At 63.3% G+C, this 13822-nt stretch carries 15 protein-coding genes and 1 pseudogene; 6 read left to right on the top strand and 10 right to left on the bottom strand.

What is annotated here, in order from left to right:
• Positions 1-34: 34 nt before the first annotated feature.
• From AC1RCO_RS08645 to speB, 3 genes and pseudogenes are all read right to left on the bottom strand, one after another.
• The gene (locus tag AC1RCO_RS08645) at positions 35-250 is read right to left on the bottom strand and encodes a hypothetical protein (RefSeq protein WP_053149687.1); all 216 of its coding nucleotides are present in this window, start codon (positions 248-250) and stop codon (positions 35-37) included.
• A 21-nt stretch (positions 251-271) separates the two neighbouring features.
• A pseudogene (locus tag AC1RCO_RS08640) lies at positions 272-463 on the bottom strand (DUF4440 domain-containing protein); the annotation flags it as partial.
• Between the two features lie 165 nt (positions 464-628).
• Entirely contained in the window at positions 629-1579 is a 951-nt protein-coding gene (speB, locus tag AC1RCO_RS08635) for an agmatinase (RefSeq protein ID WP_011059912.1), read from the bottom strand.
• Positions 1580-1938: 359 nt separating this feature from the next.
• Between speB and AC1RCO_RS08630 the strand changes: the two genes are divergently transcribed.
• On the top strand, positions 1939-2832 hold the full coding sequence (locus AC1RCO_RS08630; protein WP_011059913.1) for a LysR family transcriptional regulator: 894 nt from the start codon (positions 1939-1941) through the stop codon (positions 2830-2832).
• Positions 2833-2841: 9 nt separating this feature from the next.
• Positions 2842-3438, top strand: coding sequence for a tRNA-uridine aminocarboxypropyltransferase (locus AC1RCO_RS08625; protein ID WP_015634594.1), 597 nt, complete (start codon positions 2842-2844; stop codon positions 3436-3438).
• Between the two features lie 80 nt (positions 3439-3518).
• Here the strand turns inward: AC1RCO_RS08625 and AC1RCO_RS08620 are convergent, their stop codons facing one another.
• Both AC1RCO_RS08620 and AC1RCO_RS08615 read right to left on the bottom strand, forming a co-directional pair.
• On the bottom strand, positions 3519-3914 hold the full coding sequence (locus AC1RCO_RS08620) for a YbaN family protein (RefSeq protein ID WP_011059915.1): 396 nt from the start codon (positions 3912-3914) through the stop codon (positions 3519-3521).
• A gap of 10 nt (positions 3915-3924) precedes the next feature.
• The gene (locus tag AC1RCO_RS08615) at positions 3925-4512 is read right to left on the bottom strand and encodes a UPF0149 family protein (protein ID WP_041116614.1); all 588 of its coding nucleotides are present in this window, start codon (positions 4510-4512) and stop codon (positions 3925-3927) included.
• Positions 4513-4786: 274 nt separating this feature from the next.
• On the opposite strand from AC1RCO_RS08615, the gene recQ reads away from it, so the two are divergent.
• A complete protein-coding gene (gene recQ / locus AC1RCO_RS08610; protein WP_065363346.1) occupies positions 4787-6913 on the top strand; it encodes a DNA helicase RecQ in 2127 nt (708 codons plus the stop codon).
• Positions 6914-7032: 119 nt separating this feature from the next.
• On the top strand, positions 7033-7467 hold the full coding sequence (locus AC1RCO_RS08605) for a MarR family transcriptional regulator (RefSeq protein WP_011059918.1): 435 nt from the start codon (positions 7033-7035) through the stop codon (positions 7465-7467).
• 96 nt (positions 7468-7563) lie between these two features.
• Here AC1RCO_RS08605 and AC1RCO_RS08600 read toward each other — a convergent pair whose 3' ends face one another.
• The gene (locus AC1RCO_RS08600) at positions 7564-9753 is read right to left on the bottom strand and encodes a patatin-like phospholipase family protein (RefSeq protein WP_492617632.1); all 2190 of its coding nucleotides are present in this window, start codon (positions 9751-9753) and stop codon (positions 7564-7566) included.
• A 71-nt stretch (positions 9754-9824) separates the two neighbouring features.
• Here AC1RCO_RS08600 and AC1RCO_RS08595 point away from each other — a divergent pair, with 71 nt between their 5' ends.
• Complete coding sequence (locus AC1RCO_RS08595) at positions 9825-10112, top strand: Rdx family protein (RefSeq protein ID WP_011059920.1); 288 nt, start codon at positions 9825-9827, stop codon at positions 10110-10112.
• On the opposite strand, the gene AC1RCO_RS08590 is transcribed toward AC1RCO_RS08595, so the two are convergent.
• Positions 10106-10999: a DMT family transporter gene (locus AC1RCO_RS08590; RefSeq protein WP_015634597.1), complete on the bottom strand. Its 894-nt coding sequence runs from the start codon at positions 10997-10999 to the stop codon at positions 10106-10108. The two genes, AC1RCO_RS08595 and AC1RCO_RS08590, sit on opposite strands and share 7 nt — an antisense overlap.
• Positions 11000-11050: 51 nt before the next feature.
• Positions 11051-11866: an AraC family transcriptional regulator gene (locus AC1RCO_RS08585; protein ID WP_077933576.1), complete on the bottom strand. Its 816-nt coding sequence runs from the start codon at positions 11864-11866 to the stop codon at positions 11051-11053.
• 132 nt (positions 11867-11998) lie between these two features.
• On the opposite strand from AC1RCO_RS08585, the gene AC1RCO_RS08580 reads away from it, so the two are divergent.
• Positions 11999-12820, top strand: a complete 822-nt coding sequence (locus tag AC1RCO_RS08580; RefSeq protein WP_015634599.1) for a UDP-2,3-diacylglucosamine diphosphatase — start codon at positions 11999-12001, stop codon at positions 12818-12820.
• A gap of 22 nt (positions 12821-12842) precedes the next feature.
• On the opposite strand, the gene AC1RCO_RS08575 is transcribed toward AC1RCO_RS08580, so the two are convergent.
• Positions 12843-13433, bottom strand: coding sequence for an HD domain-containing protein (locus AC1RCO_RS08575; RefSeq protein WP_015634600.1), 591 nt, complete (start codon positions 13431-13433; stop codon positions 12843-12845).
• A 74-nt stretch (positions 13434-13507) separates the two neighbouring features.
• Positions 13508-13819 carry an Mpo1-like protein gene (locus AC1RCO_RS08570; protein ID WP_011059925.1) on the bottom strand — a complete coding sequence of 104 codons (312 nt, stop codon included), beginning with the start codon at positions 13817-13819 and terminating at the stop codon, positions 13508-13510.
• Between the last annotated feature and the right edge of the window lie 3 nt (positions 13820-13822).

Raw genomic sequence — 13822 nt, 5'->3', positions numbered from 1 at the left:
GGGGCTCTATCGCGAGACGGGCCGCTCCAGGAGGTTATCCGGGCAGTAGCGCGCGACTTGCCAGCAGCCCGCTGGTACAGCGGCTGGCCATGCTGGAGTGCGCAGTTTCGAGAGTGGCGATGGCGGTGCTGGCCAGGCCGGAGGGTAGGCGAAACAGGTCGCAAGGCCTGGTGTCGCGCTGGTGCTCGAGGATCTGTCCGATCCTGTTGGTTGCGATGTTGCTAGGGTTTTTTTCTTTGTTGTTATTCATGATCTGCTCCGATCACATTGGCTAAGGGGGTGGCAGCCCTTCCGGCACAGCGGACAAATGGTTGTGACAGGCCAGCCAGAGGCCTTGTTGTTTTGTGCGAGACCCAATGGTTTCGCGTTCCTGGCTGAAGTCTTGCTCCCCTTGCATGCGCAGCTTCGTGGCTACGTCATGAGTCAATCCGGCGCCGTCCCCTTGTGGGCGGACGACGGCGTTGTCCGGGATGCGTCACCGCACCTCGGAACCATCCTTGGCCCGTCATCGGCCCGGCTAATGCCTGGCAGGCATTGCGCAACAGCAGCCGAGGACGGGGTAAAGATGAAGCGGGTAGTACCGCTTTGCGCCGCAAACGGTCTGGCGGCGCGCAGCATGTGCCGAGTCTCAGCGATGGGCGACGCCAGGCAGTACGCAGAGCATTTCGTACAGCAGGTTGGCGCCCAGCAGCGAGGTATTGCCGGTGGTGTCATAAGGCGGCGAAACCTCCACCAGGTCGCAGCCCACCAGGTCCAGGCCCTGACAGCCACGGACAATCTCGATGGCCTGGATGGTGGTCAGGCCACCGATTTCCGGGGTGCCGGTACCTGGGGCCCAGGCCGGGTCGATGCCGTCGATGTCGAAGCTCAGGTACACCGGGCCGTTGCCGACTTTCTCGCGGACTTCAGCCATCAAGGGCTCCAGGGATTTGTGCCAGCATTCTTCGGCCTGGACCACGCGAAAGCCCTGCTTGCGGCTCCAGTTGAAGTCTTCGGCGGTGTAGCCCTGGGCGCGCAGGCCGATCTGCACCACGCGGTCGCAGTCCAGCAGGCCTTCTTCCACGGCGCGGCGGAAGGTGGTGCCGTGGGCGATTTTCTCACCGAACATGTGGTCGTTGACATCGGCGTGGGCATCGATGTGCACCAGCCCGACCTTGCCGTGTTTCTTGTGGATGGCCCGCAGGATCGGCAGGGTGATGGTGTGGTCGCCGCCCAGGGTCAGGGGAATCACGTTGTGTTCGAGGATGCCGTCATAGGCTTCTTCGATGATGCGCACCGCGTCCAGCAGGTTGAAGGTGTTGATCGCTACGTCGCCGATGTCGGCCACCGACAGCGAGTCGAACGGGGCAGCACCGGTGGCCATGTTGTAAGGGCGGATCATGACTGATTCGGCACGGATTTCCCGCGGGCCGAAACGGGTGCCGGCACGCAGCGAGGTGCCGATGTCCAGGGGCACGCCGACGAACGCAGCGTCCAGGCCGGCAGCGGATTGCAGATGGGGAAGACGCATCATGGTGGCGATGCCGCCGAAGCGCGGCATTTCGTTGCCGCCCAGTGGTTGGTGGAGAATCTTGTCCACGGGATAGGCCTCATCGTTGTTTTATATTTATGGGGTCGACGGCGCAGCGAATCCTGCCCGAGCAACCGAGTGGGGCCGATTCTGCGAAATGTAGTGCGGGGAAAGAATCGCTACGAACAAATACTTAGTTCAGATTTTTCTAAACTAATGGCCGATGGCGCGCTAGACTCCCGCGCTGCTCCCCGGGCCCTTGGTGGCGAGGGAGCTTGCTCCCGTCCGGTGGTGCAGCCACCGTTATCCGGGTTGCAGGGTTGGATTGAAAGCGGGCATGGAGGCCATCGGGGTTGCTTTGCCGCTCGGCGAGAACCCGCACCCTCGCCGCAGGGACGTTGTCGTTTTGCCTGTTATCGGAGCCTGTCATGGCCAACGCTTTACCTGATCTGAAACTATTACGCATCTTCGTCAGCGTGGTGCGGCATCAGGGGTTCGCCAACGCCCAGCACGAACTCAATCTTTCCACCTCGGCCATCAGCACCTACATGAGCCAGCTGGAGGCATCCCTGGGCCTGGTGCTCTGCCACCGTGGCCGGGGCGGTTTCAGCCTGACCAGCAAGGGCGAGCTGTTCCACCAGGAAACCCTGCGCCTGCTGGGCGAGCTGGAAGGTTTCGAACAGTACGCCGCAGCCCTCAAGGGCGAGCTTCGCGGGACCCTGAACCTGGGGGTGATCGACTCCACGGTGAGCGATAAGGCCCTGCCGTTTGCCGAGGCCATCGGCGCCTACAGCCAGGAGCATCCGGCGGTGCACCTGCACCTGTCGGTGATGAGCCCCCACGAGTTGCAGCTGGGGGTGCAGGACAATCGCCTGGACCTGGCCATCGGTGCCTTTTCCACGCGCATGAGCGGCCTGGTGTACATGCCGCTTTACCGCGAGCAGCATTGGCTGTATTGCAGCAACCGTCACCCGCTGTACAGCGAGCGGCGCATTCCCGAGCAGGTGATCACCCAGCAACGCATGGTCGGCCGCGGCTACTGGAGCCAGGCCGAACTGGCCCGGCACGGCTTCAAGCACAGTGCGGCGACGGTGGAGAGCATGGAGGCGCAGTTGATCCTGGTGCTGTCCGGCGCCTACATCGGCTACCTGCCGGAGCATTACGCCCAGGCCTGGGCGGACAAGGGCGACTTGCGGGTGCTGCTGCCGGCAACCTTTGGCTACCAGGCGCCGTTCTCCATGATCATGCGTCGCGGACGCGGTCGAGAGCCGCTGATCCAGACCTTTCGCGACCTGCTCAAGGCGCAGCTCAACCAGTCATAAGGAGGTCCCATGTCTCGAGCACGCTGCGAGCGTTGCCTGCGCCCTGCGGGCCATTGTCTGTGCCCGCTGATTCCCCAGCTACCCAGCCGCACCCGAGTGCTGTTGTTGCAGCATCCCAGTGAGGTCAATCATGCCTTGAACACCGCACGTCTGGCGGCGCTGGGGCTGAACAACGCCGAACTGGTGGTGGGGGAGGTGTTCGAGGAGCTGCCGGCGTTGCTCGACCAGCCCGGATATCGAGCATGCCTGCTGTTCCCGGCGGATGATGCCCGGCCATTGCAGGCCTATGCCGAGACGGATGCACCGCTGCTGCTGGTGGTGCCCGACGGCACCTGGCGCAAGGCGCGCAAGTTGCTGCACCTCAATCCGTTGCTGGCGGCGCTGCCAAGGGTGACCCTGGCGACTGGGGTGGAGTCTCGCTATCGCCTGCGCAAGGCCCCGGGGCCGGGAGCCTTGTCCACTGTGGAAGCGATCGTTCAGGCATTGCAGGTACTTGAAGCTCCTGCTTCGTTCGAGCCGCTGTTGCGGCCTTTCGAGGCCCTGATCGAAGGGCAGATTGCCGCGATGGGCGAAGACACCTACCAGCGCAACCACGCCAAATCCTGACCGCTCCCGAATCTGGCGCCGCTGCCGCAGGCGGCAATGGCGCGCGGTGGCCCCGTTCTTGCCGGCCACCCCATAAACCTTCAGGAGCGCCGCAGAGTCTTCTGCCGCAGGATATAGAGACTCACCAGCACTGCGCTGGTCAGCATGAAACCCCGGGCCCAGGGCGATGGCACCAGGTAGCAGGAGAAACCGATGCTCAACCACATCAGGCCGATGGCGTAGACCTTGCCCTTGAGCGGAATGCCGTTGCCGTCGAGATAGTCGCGGATCCACGGACCCAGGCGTGGGTGTTGCACCAGCCATTGGTAGAAGCGTGGCGAGCTACGGGCAAAGCAGGCGGCTGCCAGCAGCAGGAAAGGCGTGGTAGGCAATACAGGAAGGAAGATGCCCACTACCCCCAGCGCTACGCTCGACCAGCCGATGGCCAGCAGAACGTAACGCCATAGCAGGGGGCGTTGGCCTATGGGCTTGGCCATAGGCAACGACTCAGTGGTGGCGCGGCTTGAGCAGCGCAGGTTTTTCGTCGGGGGCGTTGCACAGCAGGTACAGCGCGGTCAGCGCTTCCGGGATCTGCACGATCATGTCGTCCATCAGGTTGGCATCGCTGGCGATGTCGGAGAACTCCGGCTGTTCATCGAACAGGCCGGAACCCACCATGATCGGCAGCAGCATCTCGCTGACTTCTTCCTCGGCGGTTTCGAACCAGGCCGCTTCACGCAGGAACACGCCTTCCATGAAGCCGATGCACCAGCCGCGCAGGTCGGAGTCGTCCGGGTCGTCGCCCAGGTCGAGTTCGCAGGGCAGCTCGAATTCTTCGTCGGAAGCCAGTTGGCGGGCGATGTGTGCCTTGAGGGCCAGCAGGGTCGACTCGATGGCTTCGCGTTCGGCGTCGTCACGGTAGTGCGGCTCTTCGGCGAACAGGGCGTCGATCCATTCACGGTCCGGAACGCTTTCCGAGCAGATGGACAGCGCGGTCAGGTAGCCGTGAGCGGCCACGTAGTCCAGCGCCTCGTCGTGCAGATCATCTGCATCGAGGAAGACTTGCAGGCGGGTTAGTTGCTCAGCGAAGGACATTGACGGCTACCTTGGGGAATAAACGATGCTGAATTCTAGGCTTTCTTGCGCGCTCAAGCCAGCCGCGGTGCCGATTTGAGCGGTTCTAAAGGTTACCAGCGGTCCATTGTCGGTGCCCTCTGCCGGGAAGGGGTCGGGTATACTCGCGCGTTTTGTGATGCCCTGCAGGCTGGTCGTCCGCTCCGGACAAGTCCGCTAACGCAAATGTCGGTGAAGCGTGCCGGCTTTTCGTCCAGTCTGCCCCCAGGGATTTCAGCGATTTTTGGAGTTTTTCATGCTCGAACAGGCTCAACGCGTCCTCAAGGACATCTTCGGCTACGACAGTTTCCGTGGTCGCCAAGGTGCGATCATTGAGCGCGTGGCCAGCGGCGGCGATGCCTTGGTACTGATGCCCACCGGTGGTGGCAAGTCGCTGTGTTTCCAGGTCCCGGCGCTACTTCGCGAAGGGCTGGCGGTGGTGGTTTCGCCGCTGATCGCGCTGATGGACGACCAGGTTGCGACCCTGGAGGAACTCGGTGTCGCAGCGGCAGCCCTGAACTCCACCCTCAGCCCCGAGCAGCAGCGTGACCTGGCCGCGCGCATCCGGCGCGGCGAAGTGAAGATGCTCTACCTGGCCCCCGAGCGCCTGGTCCAGCCGCGCATGCTGGCGTTTCTGCAGAGCTTGGAAATCGCCTTGTTCGCGATTGATGAAGCCCACTGTGTGTCCCAGTGGGGCCACGACTTCCGCCCCGAATACCTGCAATTGGGGCAACTGGCGGAAATGTTCCCCCAGGTGCCGCGCATTGCCCTGACCGCCACGGCTGACAAGCGCACCCGGGAAGAGATCGTCAATCGCCTGCACCTGCAGGACGCCGAGCGTTTTCTCTCCAGCTTCGACCGGCCGAACATCTTCTATCGCATCGTGCCCAAGGAGCAGCCACGCAAGCAGTTGCAGGCCTTCCTCAACGAGCGGCGCAGCGATGCCGGGATCGTCTATTGCCTGTCGCGCAAAAAGGTCGACGAAGTGGCTGCATTTCTCTGCGAACAGGGTTTCACCGCGCTGCCCTACCATGCCGGGTTGCCCAATGAGCTGCGGGCCTATCACCAGAAGCGCTTCCTCAACGAAGAAGGCCTGATCATGGTGGCCACCATTGCCTTCGGCATGGGCATCGACAAGCCCAACGTGCGCTTCGTGGCCCACATGGACTTGCCCAAGTCGCTGGAAGCCTACTACCAGGAGACCGGTCGCGCCGGCCGTGACGGCCTGCCGGCAGACGCCTGGATGGCTTACGGGCTGCAGGACGTGCTGATGCTCAAGCAGATGCTGCAGAACTCCGAGGGCGACGAGCGCCACAAGCGTCTTGAGCAGCACAAGCTCGATGCGATGCTGGCCCTGTGCGAGGAAACCCGTTGCCGGCGCCAGACCCTGCTGGCCTATTTCGATGAAGACATGCCGCAACCCTGCGGTCACTGCGACAACTGCGTCGATGGGGTACAGACCTGGGACGCCACCGAGCCGGCACGCCAGGCGCTGTCGGCGATCTATCGCACTGGCCAGCGCTACGGCGTCGGTCACCTGGTGGATGTGCTGCTGGGCAAGGACACGGAAAAGGTCCGCAGTTTCGGCCATCAGCACCTGTCGGTATTTGGTGTCGGCAAGGCCCGCAGCGAAGGCGAATGGCGCTCGCTGTTCCGCCAGTTGGTGGCCCGCGGCCTGGCCGACATCGATCTGGAAGGTTATGGCGGCCTGCGCCTGAGCGACAGCTGCCGCCCGCTGCTCAAGGGCGAAGTGACCCTGGAGTTGCGTCGTGATCTCAAGCCGCAAACCACCCCCAAGAGCAGCACCAGCCAGGCCAGCCAGCTGGTACGGGGCGAGGAGCGCGAGCAGTGGGAAGCGCTGCGGGCCCTGCGACGCAAGCTGGCGGAAGAACATGGGGTGCCGCCTTATGTCATTTTTCCCGATTCCACCTTGCTCGAAATGCTCCGCAGCCAGCCCGGCTCCATGGCCGAAATGGCCGAGGTCAGCGGCGTGGGTGCGCGCAAGCTGGAGCGTTATGGCGCAGCCTTCCTCGAAGTCCTCGGCGGCGGTGTCGAGGCGCCGAAAGTGGTTGCCGACCTGCGCCATGAACTGATCACCCTGGCTCGCGCGGGGATGACTCCGGTGCAGATCGCCGGCCAGTTGCAGTGCACGGAAAAGAACGTCTACACCCTGCTCGCCGAAGCCATCGGCAAGCAGCAGCTGTCGCTGGAACAGGCCCTGGACTTGCCGGAAGACCTGCTGGGAGAGATCCAGGATGCGTTCCTCGACGGCGAGGGCGAGTTGCCGCCAGTAGCCGAGGTTATCCCGGTGTTTGCCGGAAGGGTGCCGGAAGGGGTGCTGTATTGCGTACGTGCGGCCTTGGAGTCGGAGTTTGAAATGTGAAGGGGTGCGTCAATGTTGTAACGATTCAGTCCCTTACAGGCCTTGCCTCCGGGCAAGGGGCATGCTTAGCTGACTAATAATTAGTTTTTCTTTATTTTCAGTCTGATCATGAGTGTTTTATGCCGTTAACCGATGAACACCGTTTTGGTATGCAGCTGGCGCATATGTCTCGCGGCTGGCGTGCCGAACTGGACCGCCGCCTGGCGGGGCTCGGCCTGTCCCAGGCCCGCTGGCTGGTGCTGTTGCATTTGGCCCGCTTCGAAGAGGCGCCCACTCAGCGCGAGCTGGCGCAAAGCGTCGGCGTAGAAGGGCCGACCCTGGCCCGGCTGCTGGACAGCCTGGAAACCCAGGGCCTGGTTCAGCGCCAGTCGGTGGTGGAAGATCGCCGGGCGAAGAAAATCGTTCTCTGTCCGTCCGCCCGGCCCTTGATCGAACAGATCGAAACCATCGCCACCGCCTTGCGTCATGAGCTGTTCGTTGGCGTTGACGAAGAAGACCTGCGGGTCTGCATTCGCGTTCATGAGCGCATCCTGGCCAATCTGGAAAAATCCTGACGCCTTCAACCGGGGTTGCCTGACCCCGGTTTGTCTTGTTCCTCTGCCATTCTGAATTCAAGCCTGCTGCGCCCAGGGGCGTTTTTTGCGTGCCTGTCAAAAGGTCTGGCCCAGATTCAGTGACAGGGCTTTCTGGTTGTCGTCGTTGAAGCCGTAGCTGAAGTTCAGCGGCCCCAGCGGCGTGTCGAAGCCGAGAAAGATGCTCGCCGCGTTGATGTAGCCGCTGTCGAAGGCATTGTCGTTGTTCCACACCCGGCCCCGCTCCAGCGAGCCTCCCAGGTACAGTGGAAAGTCCAGGGGCAGATAGGAGCGCGGTGTCAGGCGACGGAAGTACACGGCGCGAGCCAGGCTGATGTTCTGCCCGGAGAGGGCGTCCTGACGGAAACCGGACAGTTGTCGAGCTCCACCGAGCAGGAAGCTGGACGTCACCACGTCGGCGTTGTCCAGGGTCCGGCCATAGCGACCGCCTAGGACAAAGGTATTGGGGCCGCTGCTCAGCGCCTTGTCCAGCTTGAACTCCCACTGCCGGTAGCGATTGTCCGAACCCAGGCTCGGTTCGAACTGGCGCAGGCTCAGCTTGATGTCTTCGCCGGAGTGAGGAAAGTAGACGTTGTCCAGCGAGTCGAAGGAGTACTGCAACTGGTAGTAGCCTTCGTTGAAGTTTTCGCTGGGCAGGTTATGGTCGCCGATGCGCACATCGGCCTTGCCCCAGGCCTCGCCGACGCCGAAACGCACTTCGCCGCTGTTGCCGATCTGGCGCCCTAGGTTGAGCCCGAAACCGTAGCGTTCCACGCGATATTCGGCGATCGGGTCGTTGTCCAGCACCGCCTCGACGTTCTGCGCTTCGGCGGCGATGAAGGGCGCAATGAAGTAGCGTGAACCGGCATCCAGTGGCTGGTAGAACTCGCTGTAGAGTTCCTGCTGATCACCGATCTGCACCCGGGTCAGCCATTCTGCACCCAGGCTGTTGATGCCGTTCATGCGGTAGCTGGCGCCGATATTGAACGCGCTGTCGCCACGCATGTCATCGGACAGGTTCAGCCCCAGGCGCAGGTAGTCGGTACCACTGCGCTTGCCCCGGGCGCTGATCACCAGGGTGTTGTCCTGCCCCTTGTGGGCTACGCGATACTGCACCTGTTCGAAGAAATCCAGGCCGTACAGGGTGCCCATGTCGGTTTCCAGGCGGCCCAGGTCCAGCGGCTCGCCGATGCGCTGGCGGATGTAGTAGCGGATCACTTCGTCGCTGACCTTGGAGTCGTTTTCCACCTTGATCGCGCTGATGATCGGAGTGCGCTGGCTGGGCTGGCGCGCAGCGGTCAGTTCGGCATCCAGCGCATGGGCCGGACGCAGACGGGCCAGGCGCGCGTCGAGGATACGGGTGGCGCGGTAGCCGGCGTCGATCATTTCCTGGGCCCGGCCAAAGTCGGTAACGCCAAAGCTCGACAGCGCTGGCTGGATCAGCACGTCGTCCTTGTGCAGTGCCGCCAGTTGCACCTCCGAGTTGCGCCGGGTCATCAGGGTGATGGACTGGTTGAGCACGTCGACCACGGTATTGAGTTGCTTGCGCGAACGCAGCGGTGTGCCGATGTCCACCACGATGGCGATGTCGACTCTCATGTCCCGCGCCACGTCCAGGGGAATGTTATCGGTCATGCCGCCGTCCACCAGCAGACGGCCATCCAGTTCCACCGGTGCGAAGACCGCCGGGATCGACATGCTGGCGCGGATCACCTGGGGCAGGTGGCCCTTGCGAAACACCACTTTCTCGCCGCTGGCGATATCGGTGGCCACGGCCCGGAAGGGGATCGGCAGCTTGTCGAAGTCACGGGTATCGCTGGCGTGGGCCAGCTTGCTTTCCAGCAGCAGTGCCAGGTTCTGTCCCTGGATCACCCCCAGCGGCAGGCCCAGGCTGCCATCGTCGCGGAAGCTGAGCTTCTGCTTGACCAGAAAATCCCGGTCGTCCTGCTTGCGCCGGAACGGCACGTCTTCCCGGGGCGGGGCATCGGACAAGGCCTGTCGCCAGTCGATGTTCAGCGCAAGCTTTTCCAGCTCGTCGATCTTGTAGCCCGAGGCATACAGCCCGCCGATCACCGCGCCCATGCTGGTGCCGGCGATGGCGTCGATGCGGATGCCCTGTTCCTCCAGGGCCTTGAGCACCCCGATGTGGGCCAGGCCGCGGGCGGCGCCCCCAGACAGCACCAGGCCGATTTTCGGTCGTGGCGCTTCGGCAGATTGAGCAAGCAAGGGCAGCAGGCAGAGGAACAGGCAGGACAGCAGGCGGCGCATTACGGTTCTCGGGGCGGGCGATAAAGCCGGCTATTATAACGACGCCCTTGAATCCAGGAGTCGGCCGTACCATGACTGAACGTAAACCCGAAGTGATCATCACCTATTGCACCCAATGCCAGTGGCTACTGCGGGCGGCGTGGCTGGCCCAGGAGCTGTTGAGCACCTTCAGCGACGACCTGGGCAAGGTGTCCCTGGAGCCGGCAACCGGCGGGGCCTTTCGCATCACCTGCGATGGCGTGCAGATCTGGGAACGCAAGGCCGATGGTGGCTTTCCCGAGGCCAAGGTGCTGAAGCAGCGGGTTCGCGACCAGATCGACCCCGAGCGCGACCTGGGCCACAACGACCGTACTCAGTGAGAGCCGGCTTCAGCCGTGGCTGCCTTGCTGCCCGAACCCGCCGACAGGCGGCTTGAAACCACGATGGCAACGATGATCAAGGCCCCACCGAACAACATGCGCAGGGTCGGGTTTTCGCCGAACAGCAACCAGGCCACGGTAATTCCGTAGACCGGTTCCAGGGCAAACACCACCGCTGCGGTGCGCGCCTTGATCACTGCCAGGCTGGCGACAAACAGGCTGTGGGCCAGACCGGTGCAGAAAATTCCCAGCAGGCTGATCCACAGCCAGTCCATGGCCCGCACCTGGCCAAGCTCGGGAGCCGCCACCGGCAACAGGCACAGGGCGACCACCACGTTTTGACAGAGCGCCGCCTGCACCGCGGGGATCCGCCCGGAGCTGGCACGGTTGTTCAGTGACAGCAGCGCAAACAGCAGGCCCGAGCCCACGGCCCAGAGCAGGCCGGTGGTGGCCTGGCTGGCCAGGTCGAAGTCCGGGGTCACCAGCACCAGGCCGATGCTGACCAGCAGCACCAACAGCATTTCGTTGAAGCGGATCCGCTCGCGGAAGATCAGGCCTTCGAGAATCACCGTGAACGCCGGAAAGCTGGCAAAGCCCAGGGTCGCGATAGCCACCCCCGCGACCTTCACCGCCACGAAGAAACTCACCCAGTGCCCGGCCAGCAGCAGGCCGCTGAGCAGCAGGCGCCGCCAATCGGTGGCGGCCAGTTTCTGCCAGGGGGTGTTGCTCGCCAGGCGGGCGAAGACGCCCAGGGCGAGCACGGCAAAGGCTGCACGGCCGAAGACGATGACCGCGGGCGAAGCGGCGGCGAGCTTACCGAATACACCGGTCAGGCCGAACATCAGGGCACCGATATGCAAGGCGCCAAGGGCGGTACGCGGAGTCATTTTTATCCTTAACCACAAGACGGGCAGTAATGGCCTTAGGCGGCAATGGGTTCAGTCTACGGGCGGGGCGGCCTGTTGGTCTGTCGCGATCCTGGCGTTTTTTGTCGAGGGACTAGCGTCTGCCCCTTGGCGCAGTTGGCGCGGCGAGTGGCCGTACTGCCGCAGTATCGCCGCGGCAAAGGCACTCTGGGAGCTGTAACCCACGCGGCTGGCGATTTCGCCCATGGGCAAGGTCGATCCGCGCAACAGTTCCAGGGCCATGTGCAAGCGCCGGCGTCGCACGTATTCCATGGGGCTGGCCCCGCACTCGGCGATGAACCGTGCATGCAGGCGGGCAGCGGACAGCCCGGCGATACGGGCCAGGTCGGCCACCTGCAAGGGGTGGGCGGCGTGATGATCGATATGGGCATTCAGGGCGGCATAGGGCAGGCGGCGCTCGCGGGGCTGGCTGTCGGCGCGATGATTGAGGCTGGCCAGCAGCAAGACCGCGCCTTGCTGGGCAATCAAGGGGTCGTCCACCGGGCTGTCCGCCAGCCAGTTGACCAGGCGGCTCTGGCTCGGCCCCAGGACCTGGTGTCGGGGCGCATCGAGCAAACGCCGACTGGCCTCGGCATGTTCCCCCAACGATTGCTGCACCCAGTGTTCGCCGGGTATGTCCAGCACCAGGCAATGGCTGCCGCTGGGGCTGCCGCAGACATGCCGGGCGCCGGCCGGCACCACCACGAAGCTCTGCTGCTGCACCCGGCTGCCCTGGCCTTCGACTTCGAAATCGAGCTGGCCACGCAGGCCGAACACCAGTTGCGCATGTTCATGGCTGTGGGCGATCAGGTCATGGGTGTAGTGGCGCAGGGTGAGGATAGATCCCATCACGGTCTCCTTGGCAGGCGGCCAGTCTACACCGGCGGTCGGGCGTTTCGCGCTGTCATCGCACTGCCGCATTTGTGTCATGGGCTATTAATCGCTGGGGCGCAAGCTCGCAAAAAATCCAGGAGAGCGTCCATGACCCATGCCGAACTCGCCAAGCCCAGCCGCAAGCAACGGGTGCGGACCCTGTGGATTTCAGATGTGCACCTGGGCACCCGGGATTGCCAGGCCGAGCACCTGGCACGCTTTCTCAAGGCCTATCACGCCGATCGCATCTATCTGGTGGGCGACATCATCGATGGTTGGAAGCTGCGCGGCGGCATGTACTGGCCCCAGGCCCATACCAACGTGATCCGGCGCCTGCTGACCATGAGCAAGCGTGGTACCGAGGTGATCTACGTCACCGGCAACCACGACGAATTCCTGCGGCGCTACTCGAGGCTGATTCTCGGCAATATCCAACTGGTGGACGAGGCGGTGCATGTCACTGCGGACGGGCGTCATCTGCTGGTGATCCACGGCGATCAGTTCGATGTGATTACTCGCTATCACCGCTGGCTGGCCTTTCTCGGCGACTCGGCCTACGAATTCACCCTGACCCTCAACCGCTGGCTCAACCACTGGCGGGCGCGTTATGGCTATGGCTACTGGTCGCTGTCGGCCTACCTCAAGCACAAGGTCAAGACGGCGGTGAGCTTCATCAGCGATTTCGAGGAAGCCATTGCCCACGAATGCGTCAAGCGCGAGTTGCACGGGGTGGTCTGTGGCCATATTCACCATGCCGAGATCCGCAAGGTGGGCGAGGTGGATTACCTCAATTGCGGTGACTGGGTGGAGTCCTGCACGGCCCTGATCGAGCACTGGGACGGCAGCATCGAACTCTATCGCCTGGCCGAGGCCCAGGCCCGTGAGGCCCTGCTCAAGGCTGAGCGGATGAAAGTCGCGGAGCCGGCCTGAGCCCTGGGCCGAACACGGTTTTTCAGGCCGGGCTGGCCTGCTCCATGGCCGCCTTGTACAGCGACTGCCGGGGCTGGGCGAACAGCCGTTGCAGCATGGGCTCGAAGAAGCTCAGGGGCAGGCTCTCGTAGGCCGGATCGAAGGCGGCGGCGTCGTACTTGGCGCAGAACTCGGCGGTGTACTGGTACAGCGGGTGGTCACTGAACTGCTCGCGCAGGTGGCGATCCATGCCCAGGTGATGGAAGAAGTAGTAACCCTGGAAGATCCCGTGCTTCTCCACCATCCACAGGTTTTCCGGGCTGACAAAGGGCTTGAGAATGGCGGCGGCGATATCCGGGTGGTTATAGGAACCCAGGGTATCGCCAATGTCGTGGAGCAGGGCGCAGACCACGTATTCCTCGTCGCGCCCGTCGTGCCAGGCGCGGCTGGCGGTCTGCAGCGAATGGGTCAGGCGGTCCACCGGGAAGCCGCCGAAGTCGCCTTCCAGCAATTGCAGGTGGGCCAGGATGCGTGTCGGCAACTGCTTGGCGTAGGCACTGAAATCCGCGGCGATGATCGCCCAGTCCTCCTGGGTACCGTCCTGCATATGGGTAAAGCGCGCATGGGTGTTCATCGGCCATCCTCTTGTTGTCATGGGGCGGGTCTGCAAGGCCTGGCCCTGTGGGGAGCCGCTGGCGGCCCTGGGGTCTAGAAGGGCACCTTGCCGAGGATCATGTCGCGGTACATGACGAAGTCCCCCAGCAGGCTGTACAGCGGATGCTGGAAGGTGGCCGGGCGGTTTTTCTCGAAGAAGAAATGCCCGACCCAGGCGAAGCCATAGCCGGCTATCGGCAACACCAGCAGCAGCCACCAGGCGCCTTTGCCGATGGCCAGGGCGAGGATGAAGATCACCAGGCTGGTGCCGATGAAGTGCAGGCGTCGGCAGGTGCTGTCGCTGTGCTCGCTCAGGTAGTAGGGGTAGAACTCGGCGAAGCTGTTGAACTGTCGGATGTTTTCCATGGC

The organism is Pseudomonas sp. GW823-FHT03E05 (genome assembly GCF_058796855.1).
This window is presented reverse-complemented; position numbering and strand designations above follow the sequence as displayed.

Coding starts and splice junctions, on each gene's coding strand:
- AC1RCO_RS08645 (WP_053149687.1), bottom strand. CDS start 250: ATGAATAACAACAAAGAAAAAAACCCTAGCAACATCGCAACCAACAGG.
- AC1RCO_RS08630 (WP_011059913.1), top strand. CDS start 1,939: ATGGCCAACGCTTTACCTGATCTGAAACTATTACGCATCTTCGTCAGC.
- AC1RCO_RS08625 (WP_015634594.1), top strand. CDS start 2,842: ATGTCTCGAGCACGCTGCGAGCGTTGCCTGCGCCCTGCGGGCCATTGT.
- AC1RCO_RS08620 (WP_011059915.1), bottom strand. CDS start 3,914: ATGGCCAAGCCCATAGGCCAACGCCCCCTGCTATGGCGTTACGTTCTG.
- AC1RCO_RS08615 (WP_041116614.1), bottom strand. CDS start 4,512: ATGTCCTTCGCTGAGCAACTAACCCGCCTGCAAGTCTTCCTCGATGCA.
- recQ (WP_065363346.1), top strand. CDS start 4,787: ATGCTCGAACAGGCTCAACGCGTCCTCAAGGACATCTTCGGCTACGAC.
- AC1RCO_RS08605 (WP_011059918.1), top strand. CDS start 7,033: ATGCCGTTAACCGATGAACACCGTTTTGGTATGCAGCTGGCGCATATG.
- AC1RCO_RS08600 (WP_492617632.1), bottom strand. CDS start 9,753: ATGCGCCGCCTGCTGTCCTGCCTGTTCCTCTGCCTGCTGCCCTTGCTT.
- AC1RCO_RS08595 (WP_011059920.1), top strand. CDS start 9,825: ATGACTGAACGTAAACCCGAAGTGATCATCACCTATTGCACCCAATGC.
- AC1RCO_RS08590 (WP_015634597.1), bottom strand. CDS start 10,999: ATGACTCCGCGTACCGCCCTTGGCGCCTTGCATATCGGTGCCCTGATG.
- AC1RCO_RS08585 (WP_077933576.1), bottom strand. CDS start 11,866: ATGGGATCTATCCTCACCCTGCGCCACTACACCCATGACCTGATCGCC.
- AC1RCO_RS08580 (WP_015634599.1), top strand. CDS start 11,999: ATGACCCATGCCGAACTCGCCAAGCCCAGCCGCAAGCAACGGGTGCGG.
- AC1RCO_RS08575 (WP_015634600.1), bottom strand. CDS start 13,433: ATGAACACCCATGCGCGCTTTACCCATATGCAGGACGGTACCCAGGAG.
- AC1RCO_RS08570 (WP_011059925.1), bottom strand. CDS start 13,819: ATGGAAAACATCCGACAGTTCAACAGCTTCGCCGAGTTCTACCCCTAC.